At 71.6% G+C, this 16,797-nt stretch carries 16 protein-coding genes and 1 pseudogene; 6 read left to right on the forward strand and 11 right to left on the reverse strand.

Annotation, left to right across the window (positions count from 1 at the left end):
- Positions 1-184: 184 nt before the first annotated feature.
- Positions 185-910 carry a TerB family tellurite resistance protein gene (locus MFF04_RS07445; protein WP_238274793.1) on the forward strand — a complete coding sequence of 242 codons (726 nt, stop codon included), beginning with the start codon at positions 185-187 and terminating at the stop codon, positions 908-910.
- The gene (locus MFF04_RS07450; RefSeq protein WP_238274794.1) at positions 907-1,668 is read left to right on the forward strand and encodes an N-acetylmuramoyl-L-alanine amidase; all 762 of its coding nucleotides are present in this window, start codon (positions 907-909) and stop codon (positions 1,666-1,668) included. Before MFF04_RS07445 ends, MFF04_RS07450 begins: the two co-directional genes overlap by 4 nt.
- Positions 1,669-1,710: 42 nt before the next feature.
- On the opposite strand, the gene MFF04_RS07455 is transcribed toward MFF04_RS07450, so the two are convergent.
- Positions 1,711-2,730, reverse strand: a complete 1,020-nt coding sequence (locus MFF04_RS07455; RefSeq protein ID WP_238274795.1) for a TerC family protein — start codon at positions 2,728-2,730, stop codon at positions 1,711-1,713.
- A gap of 222 nt (positions 2,731-2,952) precedes the next feature.
- Between MFF04_RS07455 and MFF04_RS07460 the strand changes: the two genes are divergently transcribed.
- Entirely contained in the window at positions 2,953-4,173 is a 1,221-nt protein-coding gene (locus MFF04_RS07460) for a TIGR03862 family flavoprotein (protein WP_238274796.1), read from the forward strand.
- Between the two features lie 15 nt (positions 4,174-4,188).
- Here MFF04_RS07460 and MFF04_RS07465 read toward each other — a convergent pair whose 3' ends face one another.
- Complete coding sequence (locus MFF04_RS07465) at positions 4,189-4,971, reverse strand: collagen-like protein (protein ID WP_238274797.1); 783 nt, start codon at positions 4,969-4,971, stop codon at positions 4,189-4,191.
- A gap of 143 nt (positions 4,972-5,114) precedes the next feature.
- Here MFF04_RS07465 and MFF04_RS07470 point away from each other — a divergent pair, with 143 nt between their 5' ends.
- Entirely contained in the window at positions 5,115-5,570 is a 456-nt protein-coding gene (locus MFF04_RS07470) for a hypothetical protein (protein ID WP_238274798.1), read from the forward strand.
- Positions 5,571-5,591: 21 nt separating this feature from the next.
- Here the strand turns inward: MFF04_RS07470 and fae are convergent, their stop codons facing one another.
- Entirely contained in the window at positions 5,592-6,131 is a 540-nt protein-coding gene (fae, locus tag MFF04_RS07475; protein ID WP_238274799.1) for a formaldehyde-activating enzyme, read from the reverse strand.
- A gap of 189 nt (positions 6,132-6,320) precedes the next feature.
- Between fae and MFF04_RS07480 the strand changes: the two genes are divergently transcribed.
- On the forward strand, positions 6,321-6,551 hold the full coding sequence (locus MFF04_RS07480; RefSeq protein ID WP_238274800.1) for a hypothetical protein: 231 nt from the start codon (positions 6,321-6,323) through the stop codon (positions 6,549-6,551).
- Between the two features lie 10 nt (positions 6,552-6,561).
- Here the strand turns inward: MFF04_RS07480 and MFF04_RS07485 are convergent.
- From MFF04_RS07485 to galE, 8 genes and pseudogenes are all read right to left on the reverse strand, one after another.
- Positions 6,562-6,750 (reverse strand): annotated as a pseudogene (locus MFF04_RS07485) (nitric oxide dioxygenase); the annotation flags it as partial.
- A 107-nt stretch (positions 6,751-6,857) separates the two neighbouring features.
- A complete protein-coding gene (locus MFF04_RS07490; protein ID WP_373319984.1) occupies positions 6,858-7,310 on the reverse strand; it encodes a hypothetical protein in 453 nt (150 codons plus the stop codon).
- Between the two features lie 104 nt (positions 7,311-7,414).
- Positions 7,415-11,167: a methionine synthase gene (gene metH, locus MFF04_RS07495; RefSeq protein WP_238274802.1), complete on the reverse strand. Its 3,753-nt coding sequence runs from the start codon at positions 11,165-11,167 to the stop codon at positions 7,415-7,417.
- 60 nt (positions 11,168-11,227) lie between these two features.
- Positions 11,228-11,479, reverse strand: coding sequence for a hypothetical protein (locus MFF04_RS07500; RefSeq protein ID WP_238274803.1), 252 nt, complete (start codon positions 11,477-11,479; stop codon positions 11,228-11,230).
- Positions 11,480-11,499: 20 nt separating this feature from the next.
- The gene (metF, locus tag MFF04_RS07505) at positions 11,500-12,414 is read right to left on the reverse strand and encodes a methylenetetrahydrofolate reductase [NAD(P)H] (RefSeq protein ID WP_238274804.1); all 915 of its coding nucleotides are present in this window, start codon (positions 12,412-12,414) and stop codon (positions 11,500-11,502) included.
- 44 nt (positions 12,415-12,458) lie between these two features.
- Complete coding sequence (locus MFF04_RS07510; RefSeq protein ID WP_238274805.1) at positions 12,459-13,475, reverse strand: ArsR/SmtB family transcription factor; 1,017 nt, start codon at positions 13,473-13,475, stop codon at positions 12,459-12,461.
- A 68-nt stretch (positions 13,476-13,543) separates the two neighbouring features.
- Complete coding sequence (locus MFF04_RS07515) at positions 13,544-14,746, reverse strand: lytic murein transglycosylase (protein ID WP_238274806.1); 1,203 nt, start codon at positions 14,744-14,746, stop codon at positions 13,544-13,546.
- Entirely contained in the window at positions 14,743-15,735 is a 993-nt protein-coding gene (gene galE, locus MFF04_RS07520) for a UDP-glucose 4-epimerase GalE (RefSeq protein WP_238274807.1), read from the reverse strand. Before galE ends, MFF04_RS07515 begins: the two co-directional genes overlap by 4 nt.
- 155 nt (positions 15,736-15,890) lie before the next feature.
- Between galE and MFF04_RS07525 the strand changes: the two genes are divergently transcribed.
- On the forward strand, positions 15,891-16,751 hold the full coding sequence (locus tag MFF04_RS07525; RefSeq protein ID WP_238274808.1) for a UTP--glucose-1-phosphate uridylyltransferase: 861 nt from the start codon (positions 15,891-15,893) through the stop codon (positions 16,749-16,751).
- The last annotated feature ends 46 nt before the right edge of the window (positions 16,752-16,797 follow it).

Genomic DNA, 16,797 nt, shown 5'->3' on the forward strand with positions numbered 1-16,797 from the left:
GGCCCTTCCCGAAACGCTGGATCGCAGCGTTTCGGGAAGGGCCGGGGCGACGCTCCGGCCCTTTCTCGTTCCGGGCGGAGCCTGTATCTCCCGACGCCCTCGGCGCGAGAGCGAGCCTGCCCGCCATGACACGCCCACCCCCTTCCTCCGCCCCGTCGCGGGTGTCTAAGCCGGGAGCGCGTCCGTGAGCGCCGGCATCTGGGGCAAGCTCGGCGGCGCCGGTCTCGGCATGGCGCTCGGCGGCCCGCTCGGCGCGCTCGCCGGGAGCGTCGCGGGGCATTTCCTGGTCGACCGCGAGGGCGCGCCCTTCGGCCCGACGCCGCGGGAGGTCGTGTTCACCACCGGCCTCGTGGCGCTCGCCGCCAAGGTGGCGAAGTCCGACGGCGTCGTGGCGCCCTCCGAGGTGGAGGCCTTCGGCCGGGTGATCGAGGTCTCCGAGGCCGAGCGCCCCGGCGTGACCCGCCTGTTCGACCTCGCCAAGTCGACCACCGCCGGCTTCGAGGCCTACGCGCGCCAGCTCGCCGGCGCCTTCGGCGACGAGCCTGCCCTGCTGGAGGACGTGCTCGACGGCCTCTTCCAGATCGCCACCGCCGACGGCGCCTTGCACGAGGCGGAGGAGCGCTACCTGCACGCCGTCTCCGAGATATTCGGCTTCGACGAGGCGGCCTTCCGGCGGATCGCCGCGCGCCACGTCGCGCTCTCCGACGACCCCTACCTCGTGCTCGGCCTCGAAGCCACGGCAACGGCCGAGGAGGTGCGGGCGCGCCATCGGGCGCTGGTGCGCGAGAACCATCCCGACCGGGCCATCGCCCGCGGCCTGCCGCCGGAGGCGGTGGCCATCGCCACGGCGCGGCTCGCCGCCATCAACGCCGCCTACGACCGGATCGAGGCGGAGCGCGGCCTCTCGTGAGCGCGCATCCCGACAGCCCGGTCGCCTCCGGGATCGTGCCCTCGCCGAACCACGGCGAGCGGCGCGGACCGCCGCCGGACATGCTGATCCTGCACTACACCGGAATGGCGAGCGCCGAGGCCGCGCTCGGCCGCCTGCGCGATCCCGCCGCCGAGGTCTCCGCCCACTACCTCGTCTTCGAGGACGGCCGCATCGTCCAGATGGTGCCCGAGAGCCGCCGCGCCTGGCATGCGGGGGCCGGCGCCTGGGCGGGCGAGCGCGACCTCAATTCGCGTTCGGTCGGGATCGAGATCGTCAATCCCGGCCATGCCGGCGGCCTGCCGCCCTATCCGGAGGCGCAGATCGCAGCCGTCACGGCGCTGTCGCGGGATGTCGTCGCCCGGCTCCGGATTCCGGCGCGGCGGGTCCTCGCCCATTCCGACGTCGCGCCCGAGCGCAAGGAGGACCCCGGCGAGCTCTTTCCCTGGGCGCGCCTCGCGGCGGCCGGCGTCGGCCACCACGTGCCGCCGGCCCAAAGCGCCGACGGACGCTTCCTCACGGAGGGCGATGCCGGCCAGCCCGTGGAGGCGCTTCAGGCCATGCTCGCTCTCTACGGCTACGACCAGCCGGTGACGGGCCGCTTCGACGCGCGCACGCGGGCCGTCGTCACCGCCTTCCAGCGGCACTTCCGGCCGGCGCGGGTCGACGGCGTGGCGGATGCGGCCACCATCACCACTCTGCGCGATCTCCTTGCCGCGCTGCCCTCGGACGGAGCGTGACCTTCTCCGGCATCGACCGCCGGCTGCCCTGAGGCATCACGCTCAGGCGCGGTGCGCCTCGCGCTCGACCGGTGGCGCCTCCTCGGCAGTTTCGCCCCGGGTCCGCCAGAGGCTGTAGCTGATGCCGGCCGCCAGGAACACGAGCGTCACCGCGAGCGAAACCCAGGCCGGGACGTGGACGAGCTCGAAGGTGTCGGCCACGACGATCTTGGTGCCGATGAAGATCAGGATCAGGGCCAGCGCCGTCTTGAGATAGGCGAAGCGGTCGACCATCGCGGCGAGAGCGAAATAGAGCGCGCGCAGGCCGAGGATGGCGAAGATGTTCGAGGTGTAGACCACGAAGGTGTCCGTGGTGATCGCGAAGATCGCCGGCACGCTGTCGACCGCGAAGATCACGTCGGCGCCGTTGACGAGCACGAGAGCCAGCGCCAGCGGCGTCAGCCAGAGCACTGGCTTGCCGGTCTTGGGATGGGGCAGGCGCACGGCGAAGCGCTGCCCGTGCAGGCCGGGCGTGACCCGGAAGGTCCGGCGCAGCCAGCGCACGGCGGCGTTGTCCTGGACGTCGCCCTCCTCCTCGTCCCTGGAGACGAGCATCTTCACGCCCGCGTAGAGCAGGAAGGCGGCGAAGATCGAGAGCACCCAGTGCGCCTGATGGACGAGGGCCGCGCCGAGGCCGATCATCAGCCCGCGCAGCACTACCGCGGCGAGGATGCCCCAGACGAGCACCCGATGCTGGGCCGCGCGGGGGATGCCGAGGCTCGTCAGGATGACCGCGATGACGAAGACGTTGTCCATCGACAGCGACTTCTCGACCACGAGGCCGGTGACGTATTCCTGGGCCGGCTGGGCGCCCATGTACCACCAGATCCAGCCGCCGAAGACGAGGCCGAGGCCGAAGTAGAAGGCCGTCAGCAGCAGGCTCTCGCGCACCCCGATCTCGTGGTTCTTGTCCCGGTGCAGGATGCCGAGATCGAAGGCGAGCAGCGTGAAGACCAGCGCGTGGAAGCCGAGCCACATCCAGACCGGCTTGCCGAGCCACTCGAGGTACAGAAGGTCGACCATGCGCGGGCCCTTGGATGCTTCACGAGGAAGAGCATCGGCTCCGACATCACGGGGGCACTGAGTGCCCACCGCCAGAGGGGCCCGCAGCCGACTGCGCGCGAGTTAAGCGGAGGATGAGGGCGAATCAAGGGCGATCCCGGGTTGGGGGCACGCCTCTCCCCCACCGGCCATGCGCGCCGGGCGGCTTGACTCGAGCGCCCGTCCCCGTCCCTTCACGGGGCCATGGAAAGCTCGGGCAGCGAAGACGTCGCGGTGGTCGGCGCGGGGCCGGCCGGCCTCGCGGCGGCGGAGATCCTGGCCGCTGCCGGCCTGCCCGTCACGGTCTACGAGCGGATGCCCTCGCCGGCTCGCAAGTTCCTCATCGCCGGCCGGGGCGGCCTCAACCTCACGCATTCCGAGCCGCTGCCGGCCTTCCTGGGGCGCTACCACCCGCGCGGAGCGCTGGACGAGGCGATCGCCGCCTTCCCGCCGGAGGCCTTGCGCGCATGGTGCGAGGGGCTCGGAGAGCTGACCTTCGTCGGTTCCAGCGGCCGCGTCTTCCCGAAGAGCTTCAAGGCCTCGCCGCTCCTCCGGGCCTGGCTGGGGCGGCTGGCGGAGCGCGGCGTGCGGCTTCGGACCCGCCATCGCCTCGCCGGGTTCGACGGGGCGACCCTCGCCTTCGAGACGCCGGAGGGCGCCCTGACGGTGCGCCCCCGCGCGACGCTGCTCGCCCTCGGCGGGGCGAGCTGGCCCCGGCTCGGCTCGGACGGGGCCTGGACCGGCCCGCTCGCGGCGGCGGGCGTCGCCGTCGCCCCGCTGCGGCCGGCGAATGTCGGCTTCGCCGTCGACTGGTCCAGGCCGTTTCGCGAACGCTTCGCCGGGGCGCCGTTGAAGCGCGTGCGCTTGTCGCTCGACGGCGAGCACCGCCTCGGCGAGGCGCTCATCACCGCCTCCGGGATCGAGGGCGGCGCCGTCTACGCCCTGTCACGCCTGCTCCGCGAGCGGATCGACCGGGAGGGCGTCGCGCGTCTCTCGGTCGACCTGCGGCCGGACCTCGACGCGGGCGCGCTCGCGCAGCGTTGGGGGCGGGCGCGGCAGAGCGAGTCGACGGCGACGCGGCTGCGCAAGGCCGCCGGCCTCTCGCCCGTCGCGGCGGGCCTCGTCCGGGAGGCGACGGGCAACGCATTGCCGTCCTCGCCGGAGAGGGTGGCGGCGCTGATCAAGGCCGTGCCGCTCGATCTCCGGGCCCCGATGCCGATCGAGCGGGCGATCTCGAGCGCCGGCGGCATCCGGCTCGGCGAGATCGACGCACGCTTCATGCTGCGGGCCCGCCCCGGCACCTTCGTCGCCGGTGAGATGCTCGACTGGGAGGCCCCGACCGGCGGCTACCTGCTGCAGGGCGCCTTCGCCAGCGGCCGCGCGGCGGCGGAGGGCATGCTCGCCTATCTCGCGGATCGCGGCTGACGATCCGGCGCCGCCCTATTCCCGCGCGCAGAAGCCGACCATGCCGGCGGCCTCCGGCGGGCACGAGGCGCCGGGCTTCGATTCGGCCCCGTAGACCGGTGTTCCCGCCTTGAGGCAGTAGGCGGAGACGAGCACCTCGCCGGCGTTGCAGGCGACCTCGCAGCCGCCCGAGGGACAGGTCTCGGCGCGGACCGTCCGGAACGGGGCCGCCGGAGGCGCGGAGGGCGCCGCCATCCCCGCCGCACCCGGCTCGCCCTTGGGGCCCGGAGGACCGTCCGCACCGCGCTCACCCTTGGCACCGTCTGCCCCCTTGGGACCGATGGGTCCAGGAAGCCCCGGCTCGCCCTTGGCACCCGGCTCGCCCTTGGCGCCCGCCTCGCCCATCGGGCCCGGCGGGCCGGGCTCGCCCTTCGGGCCGGCAGGGCCCTCTGGGGCGCAGTTGGCGACCACCGCCTCGCGCTCGTCCTCATCGGCCTTGAGATGCGCGACGCAGGTCGCCGGCCGGTAGGGCAGCCGGAAAGCGAAGCGGCCGCGCCGGTCGGCCATGACGGAGATGTCGTCGTCGAGCACCACCACGGTGCCGCCCTTGCGCACGCTGCCGGTGATGCGCAGATCGCCCGCCTCGATGCGGGCATCGTAGACCATGATCGGCTGGGTCGGCGCGCGCGGCGTCCGCGCGCGGTGCCGCGGCGCGGCGGCGGGCGTGTCGGCCGCAGCCGGCGGCTCCTGGGCGAGGCTCTCGGCCCCGCCGACAAGCGCGAGGCAGGCGGCGGCGAGAATCGTGCGGATCGCGGGCATCGCGGCGGGTCCCCCTCGGCGGCAGCCGGCACCGGCCGGTCGCGAAGCGCCGGCGACCATGGTGCCGGGCCGCCCGGAGGGTCAAGCGCCGTCCCGGGGATGTGTCTCGACAGCGGGCGCGGCATCGGGGAAGAGTGCCCGCCATGCCACGCGCAGCACTTGCCCTTCTCGTCACGCTCGCCGCTCTCGCCCTGGCCCCGCTGCCGGCCGCCGCCGACGAGTGCGACGGGCTCGCCCAGCGCATCGCCGCCGCGACCGGCGGCAAGGTCGGGCGCCGCTCCGGCCCGAGCATCGACCTGAAGGTACCGGGCACGAACCGCTTCGACGTGACCTGCCGGGCCGAGCCCATCGTGCAGGCGAGCTCCGGCGACCCGCGCCCCTCGGACACCTATTTCCGCGACCTTTCCGTCGCCGCCGAGCTCGTGGTCGGCGAGAGCGCGGGCGCGGTGCAGGGCATCGTCGCGCGCGCCTACGAGACCTCGCTGCGCGAGGGTCGCAAGTCCTTCATCCAGCAGAACGGCTGGTCGGCGAGCTGCTACACCGACAGCGCCGGGGCGATCCGCACCCTCTGCTCGGTCGGCCGCATCCCGCCGGGCTGACGGGACGCGGCCGGGGAGCGCTCAGTACTCGATCAGGCCCTCGAGGGAGTAGTGCTTCACCGTCTTCCGGTTGGCGATCAGCTCGTCGATCGTCGGCTCGCCCCTGATGGCGCGGGCGATGGCGAGCTTCGTCGCCTCGTAGTTGGTCCGATAGAGGTCCTTGCGGTCGAGGTTCTCGTCCTTGGCGCAGCGCTCGTCGAGCCAGATCGTGATGATCATGCACAGGTCGTCGAGCCCGTCCTTGGGCAGGACGCCCTCGATCACGCAGTCGACGATGGCGTCGCCGGTGGCCGCCTGGACCACGCCGCCGAGCAGCTCGGCATACTCGGCCGTGTGGATCGTGACCTTGGTGGTCATCATCGTGGCCGGGCGCACGAGCTGGTTGAGGTCGCGCACCACGAACATGCGGGTATGGCCCTGGACCTGCCCCAGCATGCCGGCGAACGCCTGCCCGACCGGGCCGCGCGTCGAGCCGATCAGCACCTCGGGCATCGCGTCGGTGTACTGGCCTTCGGCCGCGAGCACGGTGGCCTCGCCGGTGCGGAACCAGATCTCGGACATGGGGGTCGCCTCTTCTCGTCTTGTCTGTCGTGGCCGGCCGTCACGTGCGGCCGGCGGGGGGCAGACATCATCCGGCGCGGCCGCCGTCAATCGCGGGCGCCCGTTGGCCTCTGGCGGCCGGCGCCGCAATCGGCCATGGAGGCGTGGCGTCCGGTCGCCCGGACCGCCCCCGGCGAGGCAGGCTCGATCATGGCTGAGACGGACCCGGCGCAGAACAAGCCCGGCTGGAGCCTGGCGGCGGTCGCCTCGGGCGATGGCGTCCAGGTGCGGATCGGGTTGCCCGATCTCGACGGCAGGCCCGTCACCGCCGTGCTCGCCCTCGACCGCACGGAGGCGCGGGCCTTCGCCCGCGCCCTGCTGGCCGCCGCGGGAGACGCGACGGAGCGCACCTTCCCGCATCCGCCCGGCAAGAGGAGCTGACGCCCCGTCTTCAGGCCGCTTGCCTCGGAGCCTCGATCGGCTCGTCGGCCGGCCCGAAGAACTCGAATCTCACCCGCCCGGCCGGCAGCAGGCCGTTCACGAGGCCTGCCAGGAAGGGCTTGGGCCCGTACAGGTCGTAGGTCGCGCGCTCGTGCGGCGTGTGCGCCGCGAGCCACTCGGCTGTGACGAGGCCGTCCCCCGCTGGGCGGCGGCGCGGCGCCCGATCTCAGCGCCCTGCTCGGCATCCCGGAGCCGCTCGCGCAGCAGCCGATGCAGGGTCGACCGGGCGCGCCGCGCCCGGACCCGTCAGCGCAGGCCGACGCCGAGGCCGCCGCGGCCCGGCAGGCGGGGCACCTTGGTGCCTCGCGGCTCGATCGGGCCGGAACAGGTGTAGCGGAACTCGGTCTGGAGGTCCGTGAAGATGGTCTCGCCGCTGATCTTGCAGTCCTCGCGGACCGTCTCGTCGAGATAGGTGCGCGCCGCGAGGCGGAAGCGCTCGGTGCGGGTCGCCGCCGGATCGCGTCCGGCGCCGCGCTCGCCGATGCCGCAGCCCGTCACCTCGCGGAGCGCGTTCGAGACGATCAGCATGCGCCGCTGCTGGCGCTGGTCGAAGACCTCGTAGGGCTCGTTGCAGCCGATGGTCACGACCTGCGGCGTCAGGCTGACATAGGTCTTCGAGATGTAGGCGAAGCCCGTGCAGCCGGCGAGCGTGAGGCCGGCCGCGACGATCAGCGCGAGGGAGGCGGCGGGCCGCAGCAAGGTCGTCGCGCTCCATCGGCGAGAGGGTTCGGGCGAGAGGCGCATTGAAGCGCCCTCGCCCGAACGGTCAAGCCTGCCCCGGACACACCGGCCGGGAAACCGCCCTACTCCGCCGCGGCGGCGAGATAGCGCGAGGGATCGTAGTTGAGGATCGGCCCGAGCCAGCGCTCGACCTCGCGCACGTCCATGCGCTTGCGGGCCGCGTAGTCCTCGACCTGATCGCGCTCGACCTTGGCGACGCCGAAGTAATGCGCCTGCGGGTGGCCGATATAGAGGCCCGAGACCGATGAGCCCGGCCACATGGCATAGCTCTCGGTCAGCTTCACGCCGATGCGCCGCTCCGCCTGGAGCAGGTCGAACAGGGTCACCTTCTCGGTGTGGTCGGGCTGGGCGGGGTAGCCCGCCGCCGGGCGGATGCCGTCGTACTTCTCGTGGACGAGCTCGTCCGCGGTGAAGCTCTCATCCGGCGCGTAGCCCCAGAACTCCCGGCGGACCCGCTCGTGCATGCGCTCGGCGAAGGCCTCGGCGATGCGGTCGGCCAGCGCCTTCACGAGGATCGAGCGGTAGTCGTCGTTCTGCCGCTCGAAGCGCTCGGCGATGCGCACCTCCTCGAGCCCCGCCGTCACCACGAAGCCGCCGACGTAATCGGCGATGCCGGTCTCCTGCGGCGCCACGAAGTCGGAGAGGCAGGTGTTCGGCCGGCCGTCCCGCTTCGAGAGCTGCTGGCGCAGGCCGTGGAAGGTGGCGAGCCGCTCCGCGCGGCTCTCGCCGGTGAAGAGCGCGATGTCGTCGCCGACGCCATTGGCCGGCCAGAAGCCGATCACCGCCTTGGGGTTGAACCAGCGCTCCTCGACGATCTGCTTCAGCATCGCCTGCGCGTCCTCGAAGAGGGCGCGGGCGGCCGGGCCCTGCTCCGGGTCGTCGAGGATCGCGGGGTAGCGGCCCTTGAACTCGTAGGTCTGCAGGAACGGCGTCCAGTCGATGTAGGGCACGAGATCGGAGACCTCGTAGGAACCGAAGACACGGGTGCCGGTGAAGCTCGGCTTCGCGGGTGCGTAGCCCGACCAGTCGATCTTGAAGGCGTTGGCCCGCGCCTTGGCGAGCTGCAGCCGCTGCTTGTCGGCCTCGGAGCGGGCATGGGCCTCGGCGACCTTGGCGTACTCGGCCCGCACCGTCTCGACGGTCGGCCCCCGCGTCTCCTTCGAGAGCAGGCTCGACACGACGCCGACCGCGCGGCTGGCGTCGGTGACGTAGACCGCCTGACCCTTCACGTAAGCCGGGTGGATCTTCACGGCGGTGTGGACGCGGCTCGTGGTGGCGCCGCCGATCAGGAGCGGCACGTCGAGGCCCTCGCGCTCCATCTCGCCGGCGACATGCACCATCTCGTCGAGTGAGGGGGTGATGAGACCGGACAGGCCGACGATGTCGACCTTCTCGCGCTTGGCCGTCTCCAGGATCTTGGCGGCCGGCACCATGACGCCGAGATCGATGATCTCGTAGTTGTTGCAGGCGAGAACCACGCCGACGATGTTCTTGCCGATGTCGTGGACGTCGCCCTTCACGGTCGCCATCAGCACCTTGCCGGCGGCTTGGCGCTGGCCGGTGCCGCCGTTGGCCCGCTTCTCCTCCTCCATGAAGGGTTCGAGATAGGCCACCGCCTGCTTCATGACGCGGGCCGACTTCACCACCTGCGGCAGGAACATCTTGCCCGATCCGAACAGGTCGCCGACCACGTTCATGCCGGCCATCAGCGGGCCCTCGATGACGTGGAGCGGGCGCTCGGAGCCCTGGCGCGCCTCCTCCGTGTCGGCGACGATGTACTCGGTGATGCCGTTGACGAGCGCGTGCTCGATGCGCTTCGCGACCGGCGCCTCGCGCCAGGAGAGGTCGGCGGTCTTCGCCTGGGCCGAGGCGCCGGTCTTGAACCGCTCGGCCGCCTCCAGCAGGCGCTCGGTGGAATCCTCGCGGCGGTTGAGGACGACGTCCTCGCAGAGCTCGCGCAGCTCCGCCGGAATCTCGTCGTAGACGGCGAGCTGGCCGGCGTTGACGATGCCCATGTCCATGCCGGCGGCGATGCAGTGGTAGAGGAACACCGCGTGCATCGCCTCGCGGACGGGTTCGTTGCCGCGGAACGAGAAGGACAGGTTCGAGACGCCCCCGGAGATGTGGGCGTGGGGCAGCGTCTCGCGGATGGTGCGGGTCGCCTCGATGAAGGCGTTGCCGTAGTCGTTGTGCTCCTCGATGCCGGTCGCCACCGCGAAGATGTTGGGGTCGAAGATGATGTCCTCGGGCGGGAAGCCGACCTGCTCGGTCAGCACCTTGTAGGCCTTGGTGCAGATCTCGACCTTGCGCTCGTAGGAATCCGCCTGCCCCTGCTCGTCGAAGGCCATCACGACCACGGCCGCGCCGTAGGAGCGGCACACCTTGGCGTCGTGGATGAACTTCTCGACGCCCTCCTTCATGGAGATCGAGTTCACGATCGGCTTGCCCTGGAGGCACTTCAGCCCGGCCTCGATCACCTCGAACTTCGAGGAATCGACCATCACCGGCACGCGGGCGATGTCGGGCTCGGCGGCGACGAGGTTGAGGAACTCGACCATCGCCTTCTGCGAGTCGAGGAGCCCCTCGTCCATGTTCACGTCGATGACCTGGGCGCCCGCCGCCACCTGATCGCGGGCGACGTCGAGCGCGGCGGCGTAGTCGCCGTTGGTGATGAGCTTCCTGAACTTGGCCGAGCCGGTGACGTTGGTGCGCTCGCCGACGTTCACGAAGGGGATCTCCTTCGTGAGCACGAAGGGCTCCAGCCCCGAGAGCCGCATCAGCCGGGGAATCTCGGGAATGACGCGGGGCTTGTGGGCGGCGACCGCCTCGCTGATCGCGCGGATGTGGTCCGGCGTGGTGCCGCAGCAGCCGCCGACCATGTTGACGAGGCCGCTCTCGGCGAACTCGCCGACGAGCTTGCCCATGGCCTCCGGGCTCTCGTCGTAGAGGCCGAACTCGTTGGGCAGGCCGGCATTCGGATAGGCGCAGACCAGCGTGTCGCAGATGCGCGACAGCTCGGCGATGTGCCCGCGCATCTCCCTGGCTCCCAGGGCGCAGTTGAGCCCGAAGGTCAGCGGGTCGGAATGGCGCAGCGAGTTCCAGAAGGCCGCCGGCGTCTGGCCCGACAGGGTGCGGCCGGAGAGGTCGGTGATGGTGCCGGAGATCTGGATCGGCAGGCGGGTGCCGGTCTCCTCGAAGACCTGCCACGCGGCCGCCACCGCCGCCTTGGCGTTGAGTGTGTCGAAGATCGTCTCGATGAGGATCAGCTCGGCGCCGCCGTCGATGAGACCACGGACCTGCTCGACATAGGCCTGCTTCACCTGATCGAAGGTCACGGCCCGGAAGCCGGGGTTGTTCACGTCCGGCGAGATCGAAAGGGTGCGGTTCGTCGGGCCGATGGCGCCGGCCACGAAGCGGCGCCGGCCGTCCTGCTTCTCGGCGAGTGCCGCGGCTTCACGGGCGAGGCGCGCACCCTCGGCGTTCAGCTCGTGAATGATCGACTCCATGCCGTAATCGGCCTGGGCGATGGTGGTGCCGGAGAAGGTGTTCGTCTCGCAGACGTCGGCGCCGGCCAGGAAGTAGTCGAGGTGGATCTGCCGGATCGCATCGGGCTGCGTCAGGATCAGGAGGTCGTTGTTGCCCTTCTGATCGTGGCCGTGATCCTTGAACCGCCCGCCCCGGAAATCCTCTTCCGTGAACTTCAGGCGCTGGATCACCGTGCCCATCGCTCCGTCTAGGACGAGGATCTTCTCGGACGCGCGCTGCCGGAGCGCGCGCTCGATCTCGGTGCCGTCGACGGGAGGGAAGTCGGTCATCGGTTCTCTCAAGAGCTTCGCCCGTACGCCGGGCCTAGGCCGTCGCGGGAGACGGCAGGATCAGGAACGGGATTCGAGCGAGGCGAGCCGCTTCTCAATGGCCTCCAGCCGCTCCTCGACTTCCGCTGCTGCGTAGCGGCCGAGCACGGACTCGCCGTTCACGGCCTCGCGCAAATTGTCGAAGCGCTTCTCGAGACGGTCAAAACGCGCGTCGATCGCCTCGAAGCGCCGACGCATCTCGGCCAGGCCGTTCTGCGCGTCCGCACGCATCTCGCGGAGCAGCGGAAGGATCATACCCTCAGGATCGGCCATGGCGTCGCATTCCTCGTTTCTCACGCCGCCTTGGCCGCGCCCTTCGCCCCCTGCGAGCGCAGGCCCAGCAGGTGGCAGATCGCGTAGACGAGGTCGGAGCGGTTCATGGAGTAGAAGTGGAAGTCCTCCACGCCTTCGTCCACCAGGTCGAGCACCTGCTCGGCGGCGACCGCGGCGGCGACGAGGCGGCGGGTCTCCACGTCGTCCTCCAGCCCCTCGAAGCGGGCGGCGAGCCAGTAGGGCACCGAGGCGCCGGTGCGGCGGGCGAAGTTCGCCGCCTGCTTGAAGTTCTGCACCGGCAGGATGCCGGGGATGATCGGGATGTCGATGCCCGCTGCCCGGACCCGGTCGCGGTAGCGCAGGTACACCTCGTTCTCGAAGAAGAACTGCGTGATCGCCTGGTCGGCGCCGGCATCGACCTTGGCCTTCAGCGCGTCGATGTCGGCGTCAAGGGAGGCGGCCTCGGGATGCTTCTCGGGATAGGCCGAGACCGAGACCTTGAAGTCGCCGATGCGCTTGATGCCGGCGACGAGGTCGGAGGTCTGCGCGTAGCCGCCGGGATGGGGGCGGTAGGCGTGGCCGACGCCCTCCGCCGGGTCGCCGCGCAGGGCCACGATGTGGCGCACGCCCGCGTCCCAGTAGGACTGGACGACGGCGTCGATCTCCTCGCGGGTCGCGTCGACGCAGGTGAGGTGCGCCGCAGGCTTCAGCGCGGTCTCGCGCACCATGCGGGCGACGGTGTTGTGGGTGCGCTCGCGGGTCGAGCCGCCGGCCCCGTAGGTCACGGAGACGAACTTCGGCTGGAGCGGCGCGAGGCGCTCGATCGAGGACCAGAGGATGCGCTCCATCTCGTCGGTCTTCGGCGGGAAGAACTCGATGGAGACGCGGATCGGACGGTAGCCGTCCCGGCTGGCGCGATGGCGTGAGGGGTTCATGCGCGGTTCCTCCGGGGGGACCTGACGTAAGGTTTCGGGGCGGCTCACGCGACGGCCTTCTCGGCCGGCGCCGACAGGCGCGACGCGGACGCGTCCTCCGCAAGCCAGAGCGTGACGGTGAGGGGGTGCTCGGCCCCGTCGGTCGGGGCGATGTCGCTGTGCGCGACGTCGCCGAGGCCGGCCTCGGTGAGCCAGCCCGTGATCTGATCCGGCGCGAAGCCGAGGCGGCGATGGGCCTGCTCCTCGCGGAGCACCTCGAGGTCGTGCGGCGCGAAGTCGACGACGAGCAGCCGTCCGCCCGGCGCCACGAGGCGGGCCGCCTCCCGGAGCGCACGGGCGGGATCGTCGAGGTAGTGCAGCACCTGATGCACGACGACGAGATCGAAGGTTCCGCTCGGCAGCGGCGGCGCGTGGATGTCACCCTGGCGCAGCTCGACCCGCGACAGGCCGGCCCGCTCCAAGTTCGCCCGCGCCACCGAGAGCATGGCGTGGCTCGAATCGAGGCCCGTGGCCCGGACCGCGCGGGGCGCCAGGAACCCGAGCATCCGGCCCGTGCCGGTGCCGAGGTCGACGAGGTTGCCGATCGGGCGTCCGCCGAGGGCGGCGAGCACGGCCGCCTCCACCGTCGCCTCCGGCACGTGCAGCGAGCGCAGCGAATCCCATTTCGGCGCGATGCGCGCGAAGAAGCTCTGCGCGGCGTCGGCCCGCTGCGTGCGGACGGCGGCGAGCCGGGCACGATCCTCCGAGAGGGGCGGCAGCGCCGTATCGAGCCGCCCGAGCAGGGACTCGCACAGGCCCGTGCCTGCATCCCGCAGCCGGAAGAAGGCCCAGGCCCCCTCGCGGTGGCGCTCGATCAGCCCCGCCTCGACCAGGAGCTTGAGGTGGCGCGAGATGCGCGGCTGCGACTGGCCGAGGATGTCGGTGAGGTCGGAGACGGACAGCTCGCCATCGGAGAGCAGCGCCAGGATGCGCAGGCGCGTCTCCTCGGCCGCGGCCCGAAGCATCGCGAGCGCCTCGGGGAACGGAAGGGCCGGAAGCCGCCTGCCTTCGACGTGAGACATAAAGATATGTTTATGTGCGTCTCGCGGAACTTGCAAGCGCTATCGTGGGCGCCCCTGCCGGAAACCGGCTAACGGGTCTCGATACGCTTCAGGAGGTCCGGCGTCGCGTAGCCGTCGGCGGGAAGGCGTTCGCGGATCTGGTAGCGGCGCACCGCCTCGCGCAGCTTCGGTCCGGCGCGGCCATCGGCGTCGCCACCGTAGAGCCCCTCGCGGGCGAGCCCCTTCTGGAGCGCCAGCAGCCCGTTGCGGTCGAGGCGCGCCGCCGCGCTCGGCCAGGGCGCCGAGAGGGCGGGCCCGCCGGCGATGCGGTCCGCGAGATGGCCGGCGGCCAGCGCGTAGGCGTCGGAGGTGTTGTAGCCGCGCAGCGCCTCGAAATTGCCGGTGATGAGGAAGACCGGTCCGCCGATGCCGCCGGGCAGGAACAGGCTGCCCTCCCCGCTGCCCGGTAGCGGCTTGCCATCGGTGCGCTTTGCGCCGCGGGCGGCGAAGTCGGAGAGCGGGCCGGCGTAGCGGGTCAGGTCGAAGTCCCCCGGCAGGCGCACCTCGTAGCCCCAGGACAGGGCCGGGTCCCAGCCGAGCGCCCGCAGGTAGGCGGCGATGGAGGCGAGCGCGTCGGCGTCCGAGCCCCAGATGTCGCGGCGGCCATCGCCGTCGAAGTCGACCGCGTGGGCAAGGTAGACGGAGGGCAGGAACTGGACCTGCCCCATCGCGCCGGCCCAGGAGCCCTTCAGCCGGTCCGGCGGGACGTCGCCCTTCTGAAGGATGACGAGCGCGGCCAGCAGCTCGTCGCGGAACAGCGTGCCCCGGTGCCCGGCCTGCGCGAGCGTCGCCAGGGAGCGGACCACCGACAGGCCGCCGCCGCTGGCGCCGAAATCCGACTCGACGCCCCAGAGCGCCAGCAGCATGGCGCGGGGCACCCCGTAGCGCGCCTCGATCTTCGCCAGCGTGCCGGCCAGCGCCTCGCCGCGGGCACGGCCCCGTGCGACCCGGCCGGCGGAGACAGCGCCGGTCAGGTACTCCCAAACCGGGCGCGAGAACTCGCCCTGTCGACCGATCCGGGCGAGCACCTCCGGATCGGGCCCCGGGATGCTGCGAAAGGCGGCCTCGAAGGTCGCCGGGGAGACGCCGCGGGCCGCCGCGTCGGCGCGCAGGCCCTCGACGAAGGCGGTGAAGTCGCCGCGGGCCGGAGCGGCCGCGGGCGTCTCCTGCTGGGCGAGCGCCGGCGTCGCGAGAAGGAGAGCCGCCGCCAGCGCGATCCGGAGAGCCCTCATCGCAGGTTGCGCCGGGTCAGCCCCTCCTCCCAGGCGAGCGCCTGGGCGACGATGCCGTCGAGGTCGGCGTGCTGCGGACGCCAGCCGAGGCGCTCGCGGACGAGGTCGGCCTTGGCGACGATCCGCGCCGGATCGCCGGCACGGCGCGGCGACAGGCGCACCTCGAAGTCGCGGCCGGAGAGGCGCTTGACCACGTCGATCACCTCGAGAACCGAGGTCCCGGTGCCATAGCCGCAGTTCAGGGTCAGGCTGTCGCCGCCGCCGCGCAGGTGGTCGAGGGCGAGGCGATGGGCCTCGGCGAGGTCGCTGACCTGGATGTAGTCCCGCAGGCAGGAGCCGTCCGGCGTCGGGTAGTCCGTCCCGAACACCTCCATGTGGCTGCGCTGGCCGAGCGCCGTCTGCGTCGCGACCTTGATGAGATGCGTCGCGTTGGGAGTCGACTGGCCGCTGCGTCCGCGCGGGTCGCCGCCGGCCACGTTGAAGTAGCGCAGGATCACGTAGCTGAAGCCGTGGGCGGCGGCGGCATCCGCGATCATCCACTCGCTCATCAGCTTCGAGCGGCCGTAGGGGTTGATCGGGCTGAGGGGCAGATCCTCGGGCACCGGCACGGTCTCCGGCTCGCCGTAGACGGCGGCCGTGGAGGAGAAGATGACGTGCTTCACGCCGGTGCGGACCGCTGTCTCGACGAGGGCGCGGGTCTTCACGGTGTTGTCGCGGTAGTAGCCGAGCGGGTCGGCCACCGAATCCGGCACCACGATCTTGGCCGCGAAATGCGCGATCGCGTCGACCCGGTGCTGGAGGATCGTCTGCGTGACGAGGCCCTGGTCGGCGATGTCGCCGACCACGAGCTTCACCTCCGGCGGCAGCGCCCAGTCGAAGCCCGTCGAGAGATCGTCGAGGACCACGACCTCCTCGTGCCCGGCGTCGAGGAGCGCCAGGACCATGTGGCTGCCGATGTAGCCGGCGCCGCCCGTGACCAGTACCGCCATGCGATCTCCCCGAAGCCGCCCGTGTCTACCCGAAGATCGAGTATTTCCTAGCGGCCTGTCCCGAAAGTCCCGGTCCGATGGCTTTGCGCTAAGCTTTGGACCGCTATCTTCGTCGCGCAGGGCCCCTCGCCCGACGCTGCAACCGGGACGTTCATATGAAACCGATTCGCAAGGCCGTTCTCCCCGTAGCCGGCCTCGGCACCCGCTTCCTGCCGGCGACCAAGGCCGTCCCGAAGGAGATGCTGACGGTGGTCGACCGGCCGGTGGTGCAGCACGTGGTGGACGAGGCGCGCGAGGCCGGGATCGAGCATTTCATCTTCGTCACCGGCCGGGGCAAGGCGGTGATCGAGGACCATTTCGACATCGCCTACGAGCTCGACCGCACCCTCCAGGAGCGCGGCAAGCAGGCGGCCTTCGAGGAGCTGCAGCGCGACCTGCCGAAGGCCGGCCAGACGAGCTTCACCCGCCAGCAGGCGCCGCTGGGCCTCGGCCACGCGGTCTGGTGCGCCCGCGAGATCGTCGGCGACGAGCCCTTCGCCGTGCTGCTGCCCGACATGCTCAGCCGCGGCTGCATGGGCCAGATGCTCGCCGCCTACGAGCGCCACGGCGGCAACGTCATTGCGGTCGAGGAGGTCAAGCCCGAGGAGACCCACCAGTACGGCATCGTCAGCGTCGGCGAGACCTTCGGCCAGACCTTCGAGATCACCGGCATGGTCGAGAAGCCGAAGCAGGGTACGGCCCCCTCGAACTTCATCATCTCCGGCCGCTATATCCTCCAGCCGGAGATCTTCCCGATCCTAGAGCGCGGCGAGAAGGGTGCGGGCGGCGAGATCCAGCTCACCGACGCGATGATCCGGCTGATGGGCGAGCAGGTGTTTCACGGCATGCGCTACGACGGCCGCACCTACGACACCGGCTCGAAGATCGGCTTCCTCACCGCGAACCTCGCCTACGCCCTGGAGCGGGAAGACCTCGCCGGACCGCTCCGTGCCGAGATCGCCCGGCTAATCCGGTAGGGGCAGTGCAAGCTTGGCCAGGGCGCTATGCGCCTGACGCGGGGCT

Origin of the sequence: Methylobacterium jeotgali (genome assembly GCF_022179345.1) — a bacterium.
Lineage (GTDB): Bacteria > Pseudomonadota > Alphaproteobacteria > Rhizobiales > Beijerinckiaceae > Methylobacterium > Methylobacterium jeotgali.

What these genes read in the sequence shown, in the direction of transcription:
- MFF04_RS07455 (WP_238274795.1), bottom strand. Translation starts at nt 2,730, where the DNA reads ATGGTCGACCTTCTGTACCTCGAGTGGCTCGGCAAGCCGGTCTGGATG.
- MFF04_RS07460 (WP_238274796.1), top strand. Translation starts at nt 2,953, where the DNA reads ATGGAAAGCTCGGGCAGCGAAGACGTCGCGGTGGTCGGCGCGGGGCCG.
- MFF04_RS07465 (WP_238274797.1), bottom strand. Translation starts at nt 4,971, where the DNA reads ATGCCCGCGATCCGCACGATTCTCGCCGCCGCCTGCCTCGCGCTTGTC.
- MFF04_RS07470 (WP_238274798.1), top strand. Translation starts at nt 5,115, where the DNA reads ATGCCACGCGCAGCACTTGCCCTTCTCGTCACGCTCGCCGCTCTCGCC.
- fae (WP_238274799.1), bottom strand. Translation starts at nt 6,131, where the DNA reads ATGTCCGAGATCTGGTTCCGCACCGGCGAGGCCACCGTGCTCGCGGCC.
- MFF04_RS07480 (WP_238274800.1), top strand. Translation starts at nt 6,321, where the DNA reads ATGGCTGAGACGGACCCGGCGCAGAACAAGCCCGGCTGGAGCCTGGCG.
- metH (WP_238274802.1), bottom strand. Translation starts at nt 11,167, where the DNA reads ATGACCGACTTCCCTCCCGTCGACGGCACCGAGATCGAGCGCGCGCTC.
- MFF04_RS07500 (WP_238274803.1), bottom strand. Translation starts at nt 11,479, where the DNA reads ATGGCCGATCCTGAGGGTATGATCCTTCCGCTGCTCCGCGAGATGCGT.
- metF (WP_238274804.1), bottom strand. Translation starts at nt 12,414, where the DNA reads ATGAACCCCTCACGCCATCGCGCCAGCCGGGACGGCTACCGTCCGATC.
- MFF04_RS07510 (WP_238274805.1), bottom strand. Translation starts at nt 13,475, where the DNA reads ATGTCTCACGTCGAAGGCAGGCGGCTTCCGGCCCTTCCGTTCCCCGAG.
- MFF04_RS07515 (WP_238274806.1), bottom strand. Translation starts at nt 14,746, where the DNA reads ATGAGGGCTCTCCGGATCGCGCTGGCGGCGGCTCTCCTTCTCGCGACG.
- galE (WP_238274807.1), bottom strand. Translation starts at nt 15,735, where the DNA reads ATGGCGGTACTGGTCACGGGCGGCGCCGGCTACATCGGCAGCCACATG.
- MFF04_RS07525 (WP_238274808.1), top strand. Translation starts at nt 15,891, where the DNA reads ATGAAACCGATTCGCAAGGCCGTTCTCCCCGTAGCCGGCCTCGGCACC.